Source organism: Ruminococcus sp. (assembly GCF_016287535.1).
Taxonomy (GTDB): Bacteria; Bacillota; Clostridia; order Oscillospirales; family Ruminococcaceae; genus Ruminococcus.
In genome coordinates this window covers 41,276-54,910 of sequence record NZ_JAEFAJ010000019.1, presented here as the reverse complement: position 1 = coordinate 54,910, position 13,635 = coordinate 41,276, and the positions used below count along the sequence as shown (strand labels likewise).

12 protein-coding genes are annotated in these 13,635 nt (G+C 46.9%); 7 read left to right on the top strand and 5 right to left on the bottom strand.

What is annotated here, in order from left to right; genetic code table 11:
• Window positions 1–1,009, bottom strand: a 1,009-nt coding sequence (locus QZZ36_RS08540; protein WP_295079978.1) for a PEP/pyruvate-binding domain-containing protein, incomplete at its 3' end; no start/stop codon positions are given.
• Window positions 1,010–1,255: 246 nt separating this feature from the next.
• Here QZZ36_RS08540 and QZZ36_RS08535 point away from each other — a divergent pair.
• Both QZZ36_RS08535 and glmU read left to right on the top strand, forming a co-directional pair.
• Window positions 1,256–1,918, top strand: coding sequence for a hypothetical protein (locus QZZ36_RS08535; protein ID WP_295079975.1), 663 nt, complete (start codon window positions 1,256–1,258; stop codon window positions 1,916–1,918).
• A 21-nt stretch (window positions 1,919–1,939) separates the two neighbouring features.
• On the top strand, window positions 1,940–3,319 hold the full coding sequence (glmU, locus tag QZZ36_RS08530) for a bifunctional UDP-N-acetylglucosamine diphosphorylase/glucosamine-1-phosphate N-acetyltransferase GlmU (RefSeq protein ID WP_295079972.1): 1,380 nt from the start codon (window positions 1,940–1,942) through the stop codon (window positions 3,317–3,319).
• Between the two features lie 904 nt (window positions 3,320–4,223).
• On the opposite strand, the gene QZZ36_RS08525 is transcribed toward glmU, so the two are convergent.
• Complete coding sequence (locus tag QZZ36_RS08525) at window positions 4,224–4,925, bottom strand: hypothetical protein (RefSeq protein WP_295079969.1); 702 nt, start codon at window positions 4,923–4,925, stop codon at window positions 4,224–4,226.
• Between the two features lie 363 nt (window positions 4,926–5,288).
• On the opposite strand from QZZ36_RS08525, the gene QZZ36_RS08520 reads away from it, so the two are divergent.
• On the top strand, window positions 5,289–5,957 hold the full coding sequence (locus tag QZZ36_RS08520) for a response regulator transcription factor (RefSeq protein WP_295079966.1): 669 nt from the start codon (window positions 5,289–5,291) through the stop codon (window positions 5,955–5,957).
• A 23-nt stretch (window positions 5,958–5,980) separates the two neighbouring features.
• On the top strand, window positions 5,981–8,284 hold the full coding sequence (locus tag QZZ36_RS08515; protein WP_295079963.1) for an ATP-binding protein: 2,304 nt from the start codon (window positions 5,981–5,983) through the stop codon (window positions 8,282–8,284).
• Between the two features lie 118 nt (window positions 8,285–8,402).
• Here QZZ36_RS08515 and QZZ36_RS08510 read toward each other — a convergent pair whose 3' ends face one another.
• Entirely contained in the window at window positions 8,403–8,681 is a 279-nt protein-coding gene (locus tag QZZ36_RS08510; protein WP_295079960.1) for a hypothetical protein, read from the bottom strand.
• 313 nt (window positions 8,682–8,994) lie between these two features.
• Between QZZ36_RS08510 and QZZ36_RS08505 the strand changes: the two genes are divergently transcribed.
• The 3 genes from QZZ36_RS08505 (at window position 8,995) to ispD (ending at window position 11,131) form a co-directional block, all read left to right on the top strand.
• On the top strand, window positions 8,995–9,138 hold the full coding sequence (locus QZZ36_RS08505; protein WP_295079957.1) for a hypothetical protein: 144 nt from the start codon (window positions 8,995–8,997) through the stop codon (window positions 9,136–9,138).
• A gap of 63 nt (window positions 9,139–9,201) precedes the next feature.
• On the top strand, window positions 9,202–10,452 hold the full coding sequence (locus tag QZZ36_RS08500) for a hypothetical protein (RefSeq protein ID WP_295079954.1): 1,251 nt from the start codon (window positions 9,202–9,204) through the stop codon (window positions 10,450–10,452).
• A 1-nt stretch (window position 10,453) separates the two neighbouring features.
• A complete protein-coding gene (gene ispD / locus QZZ36_RS08495; RefSeq protein ID WP_295079951.1) occupies window positions 10,454–11,131 on the top strand; it encodes a 2-C-methyl-D-erythritol 4-phosphate cytidylyltransferase in 678 nt (225 codons plus the stop codon).
• A 128-nt stretch (window positions 11,132–11,259) separates the two neighbouring features.
• Here the strand turns inward: ispD and metG are convergent, their stop codons facing one another.
• A complete protein-coding gene (gene metG, locus QZZ36_RS08490) occupies window positions 11,260–13,245 on the bottom strand; it encodes a methionine--tRNA ligase (protein ID WP_295079948.1) in 1,986 nt (661 codons plus the stop codon).
• Between the two features lie 150 nt (window positions 13,246–13,395).
• Window positions 13,396–13,602: a helix-turn-helix transcriptional regulator gene (locus tag QZZ36_RS08485; protein ID WP_295079945.1), complete on the bottom strand. Its 207-nt coding sequence runs from the start codon at window positions 13,600–13,602 to the stop codon at window positions 13,396–13,398.
• Window positions 13,603–13,635: the final 33 nt, after the last annotated feature.

Sequence of the window (13,635 nt, the reverse complement as noted above, 5' to 3'; positions counted from 1 at the left end):
TTCTTGTCTGGAGCATATAGAGCTTCTTGTTCTCAACAGTGAACTCCATATCCTGCATATCGTGATAGTGATTTTCGAGAGTCTGGCAAACTTCCTTGAACTGAGCGAAAGCCTCAGGGAATGTCTCTGCCATCTGCTGGATAGGCATAGGTGTACGAACGCCGGCAACAACGTCTTCGCCCTGTGCGTTTGTGAGGAACTCACCCATGAGCTTCTTCTCACCCGTAGCAGGGTCACGTGTGAAGGCAACACCTGTACCGCAGTCATCACCCATATTACCGAATGCCATTGACTGTACGTTAACAGCAGTACCCCATGAGAAAGGAATATCGTTATCACGTCTGTATACGTTAGCTCTGGGGTTGTCCCATGAACGGAATACAGCCTTGATAGCGCCGATGAGCTGCTCCTTGGGATCGTCAGGGAAGTCTGTGCCGATCTTAGCCTTGTACTCAGCCTTGAACTGGCCTGCGAGCTCCTTGAGGTCGTTAGCGTCGAGCTCAACGTCCTGGGTTACGCCCTTCTTAGCCTTCATCTGGTCGATGAGTTCCTCGAAGTACTTCTTACCAACTTCCATAACTACGTCAGAATACATCTGGATGAATCTTCTGTAGCAGTCCCAAGCCCATCTGGGGTTATTTGACTTTTCTGCGATTGTGTTAACAACTGTCTCGTTAAGACCGAGGTTAAGGATTGTATCCATCATACCGGGCATTGAAGCTCTTGCGCCTGAACGAACAGAAACGAGGAGAGGATTCTCCTTGTCGCCGAACTTCTTGCCTGTGATTCCTTCCATTTTAACGATATACTCGTTGATCTCTGCCATGATCTCGTCAGAGATGCCGCCGTCCTCATAATACTGAGTACAAGCCTCTGTTGTGATTGTGAAGCCCTGAGGAACAGGGAGACCGATGTTTGTCATCTCAGCAAGGTTTGCGCCCTTACCGCCGAGAAGCTCTCTCATGTTGGCATTACCCTCTGAGAAAAGGTAACAATACTTATTTGCCATTGGTGTATACCTCCATTTTTTACATTACCGGACAATTTCCATTGGGGCATTATCCGAGTTATACCTATTATAACACATTCAAGAAAAAAATACCATATATGTGATGACAAATTTAAGCCGTTTAAATTACTTTATTTGTACAAAAATCAACAAAGCGGAGCGGATTTGACAAAAAAGGCTTGCATTTGCGGTCAAAGTGTGCAAAAATATGTGTATAGGAGTTTTTGAAAGGAGATATTTGTTCTTATGAAAAGGATAAAGACACTGCTTTTTGTCTGTACGATAGCTTTGTGCGCTGTCTCATGCAGCAAAAATACAGGCGGTACTGAACAGACAGATACGGCTTCCGTTGCTGAGCAGACTACTGTACAGACAGGTTCGTATGATCCGTCGATGATAGGTCCCGCACAGGGCGTTCCTGCTGCTTCGCTGCCTGCCGACGCGGAAAAGGCTCTGAGGTCTTTTGCCGAGAGCAGCGTGAGCGGCGATGTGGACACTATGCTTGAGAGTATGTACCCTGTCGATGCTGTCGAGGCTATGGAAGAATCAGGCATGAAACAGGAATTCGCCGTTGCGATGAGTTCGGGCGTAGGCGGTAAGCTCAACAATATGACCACGGACAGCTGCTATAAGCTGAGCAGCGCTGCAATAAAGGCTGCAAAGAAGTATTTTGATTCGTTTGCAGAGGGACTGAAGCTGAAAAATCAAAATTATCAGATAACGGACGGATATACCCTTAATATCAGCATTGAAACGGAAATAAACGGACAGACCGATAATTTTTCCGACCCTGTGTCCGTCGTGCTCATCGAGGGAGAGGGCTGGAAGCTGATACCGGCGTCAGAGGAGTACCTCCTGGGCATGGTACAGACTGAGGAACAGACCCAGCCTGCGTCACAGGAGCAATAATATTTTTTAGGAGAGGTAAATATGAATAAAGCTGTAATCTTAGCGGGCGGACAGGGCAAGCGCATGAAGGCTGATATGCCCAAGCCGCTTTTCAAAGTTCTCGGGGAGCCTATGCTCCACTGGGTGACAACTGCCTGTGAGGCGGCAGGAGTTGCCGATATATGTGTGGTAAAGGGCTTCAGGGGCGAAATGATAGACGAGTATCTTGACGGAAAGTACACCACCGTTCTTCAGGCTGAGAGATTGGGAACAGGTCACGCTGTACAGCAGGCCATACCCTTCCTCGAAAACGATAAGAGCGGCAATACACTTGTACTTTGCGGTGACGCTCCTTTTATCGACGAGGAGACAATAAAAAAATCCCTTGCCGTACATGAGCAGCAGGGGAATGCGGTCACTGTCATAACCGCGGAGCTGGACAATCCTTTCGGATACGGAAGGATAATCCGCAGTGCAAACGGTATCAGCGGCATAGTTGAGCAGAAGGACGCCACAGAGGAGCAGAAGGCTGTAAAGGAAGTTAATTCAGGCGCTTACTGGTTCAGGACCGCTGACCTTGTGGAGCTTCTCGGCAAGCTTGACAACAACAACGCACAGAATGAGTACTACCTTACGGATACTGTTTACATTGCTATATCAGAGGGCAAGAACGCAGGAGCCTTCAAGTCGGACAACGCTGACATAATCAGAGGCGCCAACGACAGAAATGACCTCCTTGAACTCAATACTTACGCAAGAATGGCTGTAATAAAGAAGCACCTTGTGAACGGCATTGAATTCACCTGCACCGACGGAGTTATCATCGAGCGCGGCGTGGAGATAGGCGTAGGTACCGAGATACTTCCGAATACCATACTCCGCGGAAATACCGTTATCGGCAAAAACTGCAAGATAGGTCCGAATGTTATGGCTGAGAACTGCCGTATCGGAGACAATGCTTCGCTCAATACGGTACAGGCTTGCGATTCGGAGATAGAATCAGGAGTAAATGTAGGTCCATATGTTCATATACGTCCCGGCAGCGTTATAAAGTCGGAAGCAAGGATAGGTGATTTTGTCGAGGTCAAGAACTCGGTGATCGGCGAAAAGACTGCCATAGCACATCTTGCTTATGTCGGAGACAGCGACATCGGAAAACGTGTCAATATCGGCTGCGGAACAGTTACGGTCAACTATGACGGCGTTGCGAAGAGCCGCTGCGTTATCGGCGACAACTGCTTTATCGGCTGCAATACCAACCTTATAGCTCCCGTAAAGCTCGGAAAGGCTGTATATACCGCCGCGGGAACGACCGTTACGAGAGATGTGCCGGATTATGCCCTTGCTATAGACAGAGGCGTTATGAAGGTGAACGAGGGATACACTCTCAGAAAGCTCAGGACAAAGCTTGAAAACAAGTGATGATAAAGAAAAGAGGCTGCCCTCAAGGCAGCCTTTTTTATATGGTATAGAACGAAATAAGCAGGTAAACAAAAGAATAACGACCTTCATTGACACCCTCTCAAAAGCCAATCAAGGTCGCTATCGATCAACATCCATGCACCCTCTATACACAGATGTCAATTACGGCGGGCACATTTTCCGCAGTGCCATATATCCGTTTGCAATGCTGTCACGACTGATCAGAAGTATCAAGCGTCATTAAACTGCTTTAGGCGATTAAACATATTATAGGCATTAATGTTTAATAACAGTTGTGAATAGTCGGAAGTATACTAAAACTGGATGGTTGGATTGGGGATCCGGCGGAGTTTAAAACCAGATCATGCAACACAGGATATAATTGCCGATTTTGTTACAGGACACATAATATATCTTAACATTATTATGTGGTGGTAGAAGAGCCGATATTTCGGTAAATTCCTCTGCCAACAATTGTATTATAGACTATGTGGGGAGGAAGTTCAATTGATTATATTGCTCGAAATTAGCACTAAATTGCTAAAATTAATGCAAATATTTACATTAATATTTTATTAACAATTGTATTTATTTTATTTGTTCATATTACGTACATAAACTTAGGGAGAACGTGTTTAATCTTTTATCAGAACAAAAAAGCAATTGAGTATTTCCTATAATTTCGCCAAATCGAAATGCACCTGATTTTTTAGCACAAAAGTGATATCATTGTGAAACTGCACAAAGGCAAAACTGACTGTCATTCATTTAACAATTATTAAAAATAGCAACAAATGACCAAAAGTTGTTTTAATAGCAAAAAATGCATAATTTTAATATATTTTTTTATTTTAACAATAACATTCCGAATAAAAAGCTCCGGAGTTGTCTCCGGAGCAGTGTGTCAGATAATACCCTTTGCCGCATTGTCGATGCGGTCTCTGTAATAGGCTTCTTCCCATGAGAAATCGAACTTTTTGAAAAGCTTCAGGCAGCCTTCAGCGTTGCCGAGAGCGCCTTCGAGCCCTTCGCTGTCGCCGCTGCGTGCGAATATATATACAGCGGTAACGAATATCTCAAGCAGGGTGAAATCGTTCTTGCCCTGAGGTTTGTATCCGAATTTCAGCAATTTCAGACCCTGAGAGTAATTCTTTGAAGCGCAGTCCGCCAGAGCGAGCGCCATATACAGCTCCGCCTGCCTGTTCTGAGAGACCTTTGATGACAGCTTCTGGAGAAAGCTTATGTTTGAGGTGCGGAAATCCACGGCGTCGCGCCAGTTGCCGATCTTGCTTATGGTTCTCAGCATACCGGTGCAGTAGTCGAATCTTTCCTCGCCGCCGAGTTTCTTGTCTGAAAGCTTGTCAAGGTAGAAATAGGCTGATTTATGATCCATGATCCTGTCGTAAAGTGACGCGAGCTGTATCATATCGAATGGAGAAGGCTTTTTGACGTTGTCGATGAATGCGTCGGCATATGCGTCGCACAGCTCTGTTGTATATCCGCTTTCAACGAAAAGACCGTATACATCAACATACTTCTTGAGTTCTGCCGCGCTTGATGTGAGCAGGGGAAATCCCACTTTTTTCCGCTCAATTGGTGATAACATATCTCGCCCCTCCTATCTGTTATTAATATCATAACTGTATAACAATTATATAATACTGGTACAGTTTTTATACAATGAGTCAAAACAGTAAATTATAACATCCTACTCTGTATATCAATTTTAGCACAAATCTAATTCTTAGTCAACAATTGTGAGTAAATACCTGATAAAACTGTTGATATGCACAAAAATGCAACGAATTTTTTTCCTAATCAACATTTTGAACAATTTGTGTTTTTTAAGACTATTTCAATATTTTATGATATAATGTAATTAAAGTGGAATGTTATACGCTTCAGAAACATTTCCGCACAGAAAGATGTGCTGCCGGAGCGGCAGCTGATTATCCAAGGGGGTATTATTATGAGACTTCTCGTTGTTGAGGACGAGATGCAGCTTGCGGACGCTTTGTCCGAGATACTCAAAAGAAATATGTACAATGTCGATACCGTTTATGACGGTGTTGACGGACTTGATAATGCGCTGACAGGCGTTTATGACTGTATCATTCTCGATATCATGCTTCCGGGAATGAACGGTATAGAGGTACTCAGAAAACTCAGACAGGAGAGGATCAACACACCGGTGCTCCTGCTCACCGCAAGAAGTGAGATCGAGGACAAGATAAACGGTCTCGACTGCGGCGCGGACGACTATATCACCAAACCCTTCGTGACGGGCGAGCTCCTTGCGAGAGTACGCGCTCTCACAAGAAGAAAGGGCGAGCTCGTCGATGAGGCAAGACTCGATTACAACGGACTGGAACTCAATAAGAATACCTGTTCCGTTATGTGGCACGGAAATGATGTGAAGCTTTCACTGAAGGAATATCAGATAATGGAGCTCCTTATATCAAATCCGAGGCAGATACTTCCAAAGGAAAGAATAATTGAAAAAATATGGGGCTACGAGAGCGATGTCGAATACAACAATATCGAAGTATACATATCATTCCTCAGAAAAAAGCTTTCAGTGATATCGGCTCCCGTGCAGATCAAAACAGCGAGAGGTATTGGCTACTCGCTGGAATAAACCGTAAAAAGGAGGAATGACAGATGTTCAGAAAAGTACATGACCGTATGTTCAGAAGAGCGCAGATGAAGCTTTTCGGTATGATCGTCAGTATTCTTCTTGCTGTGTTTATTGCACTTATTTTCGGTATAAACATGATAACAGAATCGGTGATGAATATGCAGTCCAAAGAGGTGCTGGAGGAGATCGCCGCGGATATAGGCTATGACGAGAGAAAAGCAACATTCTACTTCGTGAGTCATTCCGAGCCCAAGAACGAAAGGGAGGCTCCTCCGCCGTCAAAGCCTTCAAATCCGTCTGATCCGTCAACTACGGCTGAAACGGATACGACCGCAGAGGGCACCGACGCTGCGACATCATCAGATGTGCCCGCAAATACCGACGCTCCCACAGAGGGAGAAGTGACTGAGCCCGAAGATCAGCCTTCGGTTGATCCGGATACTCAGCCGGCTGAGCCGGATACTACAATACGTCCGTGGGTGATATTCCCAACAATGCCTGAGGACGCTACGTTCCCGGATATGTCCGGCGGCTGGAATCAGGACTGGAACAAACAGGACGGCAGCAGCGACGGTCAGAACTGGAATCAGGGCTGGAACAGCGGAGCCTGGGGCGGTCAGGACTGGAACAATCAGGGCGGCAGCACCGGCAGTCAGGGCTGGAGCGGCGGCTGGGGCAATCAGGACTGGAACAATCAGGGCGGCAGCAGCGGCGGTAAGGACTGGAGCGGCGGCTGGGGCAGTCAGGACTGGAACAATCAGGGCGGCAGCAGCGGCGGTCAGGACTGGAGCGGCGGCTGGGGCAGTCAGGACTGGAACAGCGGCGACTGGGGCGGTCAGGACTGGAACAGTCAGAGCATGAACGGCTGGTACTGGGACGGCAAGCAGTGGAAGAACAATAACGGCGAGACATGGGACGGAACAGGTATCCCGCCGTGGATCGAAGTCAGCCCGGAGCAGGAAGAAAAGTATTCACAGTGGTGGAGCAGTTCTAATCCCTACAATCTGTGGGATCCGAACAATCCGTACAGCCCCTGGAACAAGAAGGTAAAGGACAGCGAGAGCAGCGCTCCCCCCAAAGCCAACAGCAATGAGCCCGAAGAGGTAAAAGAGGAATTCAAAAGGTACAGCTCTGAGCAGGATACCGCTGATCCCGATGATATTATTGCTCAGACATCAGAGGACGGCAGCGGCTATGAGCTAGTACTCCTTTCGGAAAGCGGTACGTCAGGTATTGCTGCACGTACAGTAAATACAGGTAATCAGAACAGCGCCAAAAACGCGGCAAAGGTGGAGGAGATACCGAGAAAGATCGGCTTTGTGGACTACTTTGCACTGATGGCTGATACCAACGGCAAGTACCTCAACCAGCTCTATACCGATATTGATGTGGCAAGGGCGCAGAAGTACACAAGTATCATAATCAACGACAGACATGATACCGGTATCATCAATGTCAAGCGTGATACAGGTCTGGTAGATTCGTATCAGTACTATAAAGCAAGCAAGCCGAACGGTACTATCATGATACTTACTGACAACAGCTACGAGACCAATGTTCTCAAGCAGTTAAAGCGCACTACTATCATGGTAGGATTCATAGCTATGGTAGTGCTTTCAGTGTTTGCTTACTTCCTCAGCAAGAAGAGCATTCAGCCTATCAAGACTGCTTTCGACAAGCAGAAGCAGTTCGTTTCTGACGCAAGCCACGAGCTCAAAACTCCTCTTACTGTTATATCAACCAATGCAGATGTTCTCGAAGGCGAGATCGGCGATAACAAGTGGCTCAACTATATCAAGTCACAGACTGACCGAATGAGCGTGCTTGTAAACGATCTCCTCAATCTTACAAGACTCGAAAACAGCAATAATGAGCTTGAACGCAGATACTTCAATCTCAGCAAGGCGATCGCCAATACAGCTCTGCCGTTTGAGTGTCAGGCGTTTGAGAGCAACAAGAAGTTCGAGGTCAATATTGAGGACAATATAATGCTCAACGGCAGCGAGAAGCATATCAAGCAGATGGCTGCGATATTCATCGACAACGCTCTGAAATACTCCAACGCCGGCGGCACTATACAGGTAACGCTGAAGCGTTCCGGTGAAAGGAAGCTGTTCTCGGTATTCAATACCGGCGAGGGTATCAAGGAGACCGACACCGAGAAGATATTCGAGCGCTTCTACCGCAGCGACGAGTCAAGAAACCGCGCAACAGGCGGCTACGGACTTGGTCTTGCTATCGCAAAATCCGTAGCGGACAAGCACAAGTTCAAGATACACGTCCTAAATCAGCCCGGCAAGGGAGTATGCTTCATAGTAACTATGTGACATACAGTGTACAGCGCCTCCGGCAGTATAGGCTTATGTCCATATATAAGTTTTGCCCCAAAGCAGCTAAACTGCTTTGGGGCATCGTATTTATTTGACTGCTCAGATAAATTAGGGTTTAGCGTAGGTATTTTGAAAAGAACCCATAGTTTGTCCAATATTCAATCATTTGTATTATTTCTTTTTTTGATCTGGAACTAAAAACTTGAAGAGGTGTTTCAAAAGGTAACTCTTTAGTTGTATCAACAAGGAAAAGTCTATAATTTCCTTTAATATCTCCCTCTGGATACCACCCTAAGTCTATCAATAAATTTTTATTCTTCAATTGCAACATATCTTCACATAATTCAAAACAATATTCTTCACTGTCAGTATCAGGGTCATATTCAGAGAACATATTATAACTTACAAACCAACCTGCTGGAATTCGCAAAGGTTGTAATTCAAAGGTTTTTATAGTGATCACTACCTATCATATTAAATACCGGTTTATATTAGCAACAATTATATCACGTAATTGCCGCACTGTCAATAGAAACGCCATAGTACTTCTGACTTTTAATCAGAATTACTATGGCTTGATATTTCTATTTGAGTACCGATCTATTGCCTGAGGCGATTTTGTCTGCCGGAAGTTGACAGTGTATGCAATGTGTATTATAATTAATGTGTATTATTATCATTACAACTACCTGAAAGGAAACAATGAAATGAAAAAGGTCCTGAAGCTGACAATGGGCAGTGCTTTATGCGCTGTGGATCTCGGCGACGGAAGCGAAAGAGGTGAGTATGTCAGTCAGGATTATATCCTCAGCAAACTGGGCAGACCTCACCGCAGCATAAGCCTCATGTAATGCTATTACCCGCTTGATAAAGAATTTCCGGGGCGTATTTCGGAGGTATACAAGGATAAGGAAGTGAAGTTCCAGTGGGACTACCCCTATGATGACTATTTTCCCTATCTCGGCGGTATAGGCGGCAGCACCGACGGCGAGCCCTTTACGTTTATGCGGGATATACGCAGGCACGGTCAGGACGTGACCCTGACCCTCACTATAGACCCCTTTGTTACCGACGAATACCTTGCCGCTATAGGCGAGGATCTGAAAAGCTTCGGCAGGCTCTTCCTGAGAATAAATCACGAGGCTACGGGAGATTGGTTCGAGTTCTGCAAGAGAGCGGATCATCAGCAGGTAGCGGACTTCTACTGCCGTGCCGTGAAAATAATAAAGGAACACGCTCCCAATGTGCAGACGGTGCTCTGTATCGGCGGAGTAGAGGACATCAGCTCCGAGGAAATGGTAATGGAGAAGGAGTTTACACAGGCTGTCCGCGATACGGATATATGGTCTGTGGACAAGTATCTTGCTCTCCACTGGGGCTGGCCCTGCGATATCGCAGAGAGCGGCGGCACCACTCATTGCAGGTATTCCGTACGGGAGGTGTTCGAGCTTACGAAAAGGAGCTGTGAGCGCTTCAGATACCTCTGCGGCGGAACTTCAAAGCCCATGATAATGTCGGAGATGAACGCTGACGGAGATGTTGCGGGACCTTATGAACAGGCTGATATGGTAAGGCTGTTCTGCGATATCATAGAGGAGGAAAATGCGGACTGGTTCACAGGCTTTACGTTTTATCAGTTCCGGGACCGGGGCAGGCTCGGACTCGAACGCGAGGACCCGAACAACGCTGATGTGGGTATCGAACAACCGGTCATGAAGACCTACAGGGAGATAATAAACAGGGAGAGGTTCCTGCCGTCGATGACGGTGGGAGAGGAGACAGAGCTACCTGTGAAGCTGCGCTGGGGAAGCTCGGAGGACGCCGAGGGCATAGCTGTGCCCCTGCATTTTGAAGCTGCTCCAGTGTTCTGCGAGCTGTTTTTCAGGGACGATTCAAACCTTATGCTGGAGCTGAACGGGCGCTGGTTCTATAAAGCTCCGGAGACAAAATATATCGACCTTATGCCTGCGTTCTACGAAAAGCCTGTTGGCGGCAGCTGCGATATGCTGCTGAAGATATTTGCTCCGCCTGCAAGCGGCGAGAACGACCTGTCGGCAGAGGACGGTATGTTCAACTATTATTATGTACTGAAAGGGCTGCCGGAGATATGCATAAGAACTGCTCCCACAGAGCCTGATAAAGACATTACGGAAGGAAATACATGATATGAAAACATCAGTTGTTATAGTATGTGCTGGAAACTCGACAAGAATGGGCGGTGTGAACAAGATACTGCTCCCACTCGGAGAAAGAAAGGTCATAGGCGTTACCATGCAGGCTTTTCAGAGCTGTGAGAGCGTCAGCGAGATAGTGATAGTTGCCCGTGAGGAGGATATACCCGCTATACAGGAGGAAGCAAGTGCGGCAGGCATAACAAAACTGGCAGTCTGTACTACCGGCGGCGCTACACGTCAGGCAAGCGTTATCAACGGCATAAAGAAGATATCCAAGGATACGGAGCTGGTCGCCGTACATGACGGTGCCCGTCCTCTTGTAAAGCCGGAGCATATCGAAAAAGTCATAAAGGACGCAGCCGTATTCGGCGGCGCTACCCTCGGAGTTCCTGTCAAGGATACTATCAAGGCGGTGGACGGCGGACTTATAGTTGATACTCCGCCGAGAAGCTCCCTTTATATAACACAGACTCCGCAGATATTCAAGCGCAGCCTTTACTTTGAGGGAATAGATTTTGCGCTGGAGCATGATCTCGATTTCACCGACGACTGCCAGCTGGTGGAGGCTATCGGCGGAAAGGTGGCAATGACCGTGGGAGACTATACCAACATAAAGATAACCACTCCTGAGGATATCGCTATTGCGGAGGTGCTGCTCAGGCAGAGCTGAGAGCATATAAAAAAAGGGGGGCATTTGTGATATAATCAGCAATTGCGAACGCCATACCCCCAAAAAGTTATATTTCCATAAAAATAAAAGTCCCGTAAACAGCCTGCTGCTTACGGGACTTTTTATTATTATCTTACCTTTGAGCCTACGGGGATACTGTCGTCTACGAATATCACCTTTACTCCGTCGGGAGTATCGGCTGCGCATATCATGCCGTTGCTGTCAACGCCTCTGAGCTTTACAGGCTTGAGGTTAGCGATGAGCTGAAGCTTCTTTCCGATAAGGTCCTCAGGCTCGTAGTACTGAGCGATACCTGATACCACCTGACGTCCGCCCATGCCGTCGTCAAGCTGCAAACAGAGGAGCTTGTCTGACTTCTTTACCTTTTCGCAGGCAATTACCTTTGCAACTCTTATCTCTACCTTTGCAAAGTCGTCTATGGTTATCTCCGGAGCGAGCTGTATCTCCTCCTTCGGAGCCTCGCCCTTTTCCTCTGCGGAGAGCTTTGCCTTTGCAGCCTCCATATTCTTTGTGAGTATTGCGTTGAGTTCTTCTATTTCCTTGTCAACGTCTATTCTTGGGAAGAGTATCTCGCCCTTGTGAACAGTTACATTTTCAGGCAGCACACCGAATTTGCTGAGCTTTTCGTACTCCACATCAGCTGCGGAAGCACCTATCTGCTCCCATACCTTAGGCATTGTAGTGGGCATGAAGGGGGCAAGGAGGGCAGAGGTTATGCGGATAGCTTCAAGGAGATTATAGAGCACAGCCGCAAGACGTGCCTTCTTTGTATCGTCCTTGCCCAGCTTCCATGGCTCTGTCTCGTCGATGTACTTGTTCGCGCGGTCAACTACCTTTGATATCTCTTCAAGAGCCTGTTTCAGCTTTGTCTCATCGATGCACTTGTCCACCTCACCGCAGAGTGAAGTGACTGTAGCCTTGAATTCGTCATCGAGAGCGTCGCCTTCACGGTCTGTGGGGAGAGTACCGCCAAAATATTTGTCAGCCATTGCAACGGTACGGGAAACAAGGTTTCCGAAGCCGTTTGCAAGGTCGGAGTTTATACGGTTTATCATTATCTCATTTGAGAAGAGGCTGTCAGCGCCGAGAGCCATTTCACGCAGGATATGGTATCTTATGGAGTCGCAGCCGTAGCGCTCGCCCAGTACGAATGGGTCAACTACGTTTCCGAGAGACTTTGACATCTTGACGCTCTCGCCGCCCTTGCTTTGCATGGTGATATAGCCGTGTACCGCAAGGTGCTTGGGGAGAGGCAGGTCGAGAGCCATGAGCATTGCAGGCCATATGATAGCGTGGAAGCGCATGATGTCCTTTGCTACCATGTGAACGTCCGCGGGCCAGAACTTCTCGAAGTCGCTGTGTGCGGAGTTCTCATAGCCGAGAGCTGTGATATAGTTGGAGAGAGCGTCTATCCATACGTATACGACGTGCTTTTCGTCGAAGGATACGGGAACGCCCCATGTGAACGAGGTCCTTGACACGCAGAGGTCCTCAAGACCGGGCTTGATGAAGTTGTTTACCAGCTCCACTGCTCTTGTCTTTGGACGGAGGTAGTCCGTCTCCATGAGAAGCTTTTCTATACGCTCTGCAAAGGGAGACATCTTGAAGAAGTATGCCTCCTCCTTTGCAAACTTTACGGGTCTGTGACATTCGGGACAGCAGCCGTTCTCGTCCAGCTGTGAGTCTGTCCAGAAGCTCTCGCAGGGAGTGCAGTATTTGCCTGAGTATTCGCCCTTGTAGATATATCCTCTGTCGTAGAGCTCCTTGAATATCTTCTGTACCGCTTCAACGTGGTAGTCGTCGGTGGTACGGATATATCTGTCGTAGGAGATGTTCATGTATTTCCAGAGGTTCTTGAACTTGCTGACGATGACATCAACGTACTCCTTGGGAGTAACGCCCTGCTCGGCAGCCTTCTGCTCTATTTTAAGACCGTGTTCGTCAGTGCCTGTAAGGAACATTACGTCATGGCCCTGCATTCGCTTGTAACGGGCAATAGTATCGCAGGCAACTGTCGTATAGCAGTGACCTATATGTGGATCGCCCGAAGGATAATAAATAGGCGTGGTGATGTAAAAGGTTCCTTTTGACATAATAATCGCTCCAATCTGAGTGTGAAAATTTCCGCTTCCGAATGAAAGAAACGGATACAGATTATATTATATCACACATTTGTTGTCTTGTCACGCTTTTTATATAATATTTGTACATTGACATAAAAAAGCCTGCCCTTCGGCAGACTTTTATTTCAAAAATTTAGGATTGTCAGTGCGTTCAAGCAGATAATCCACGGAGACGTTGAAATAGTCGGCGAACTTTATAAGCGTCTGATAATCAGCTTCACGAACTTCATTTTCATAACGGCTTATACTGTTTTGCGACATATTCAATTCTATTGCAAGTCTTTGCTGTGTTATTTTTCGCTTTTTGCGCAGTTCTTTTAGTCTCATAATACAAAACCTCTTGACAATATTATACCATTT

Coding starts and splice junctions, on each gene's coding strand:
- QZZ36_RS08535 (WP_295079975.1), top strand. CDS start 1,256: ATGAAAAGGATAAAGACACTGCTTTTTGTCTGTACGATAGCTTTGTGC.
- glmU (WP_295079972.1), top strand. CDS start 1,940: ATGAATAAAGCTGTAATCTTAGCGGGCGGACAGGGCAAGCGCATGAAG.
- QZZ36_RS08525 (WP_295079969.1), bottom strand. CDS start 4,925: ATGTTATCACCAATTGAGCGGAAAAAAGTGGGATTTCCCCTGCTCACA.
- QZZ36_RS08520 (WP_295079966.1), top strand. CDS start 5,289: ATGAGACTTCTCGTTGTTGAGGACGAGATGCAGCTTGCGGACGCTTTG.
- QZZ36_RS08515 (WP_295079963.1), top strand. CDS start 5,981: ATGTTCAGAAAAGTACATGACCGTATGTTCAGAAGAGCGCAGATGAAG.
- QZZ36_RS08510 (WP_295079960.1), bottom strand. CDS start 8,681: ATGTTCTCTGAATATGACCCTGATACTGACAGTGAAGAATATTGTTTT.
- QZZ36_RS08505 (WP_295079957.1), top strand. CDS start 8,995: ATGAAAAAGGTCCTGAAGCTGACAATGGGCAGTGCTTTATGCGCTGTG.
- ispD (WP_295079951.1), top strand. CDS start 10,454: ATGAAAACATCAGTTGTTATAGTATGTGCTGGAAACTCGACAAGAATG.
- metG (WP_295079948.1), bottom strand. CDS start 13,245: ATGTCAAAAGGAACCTTTTACATCACCACGCCTATTTATTATCCTTCG.
- QZZ36_RS08485 (WP_295079945.1), bottom strand. CDS start 13,602: ATGAGACTAAAAGAACTGCGCAAAAAGCGAAAAATAACACAGCAAAGA.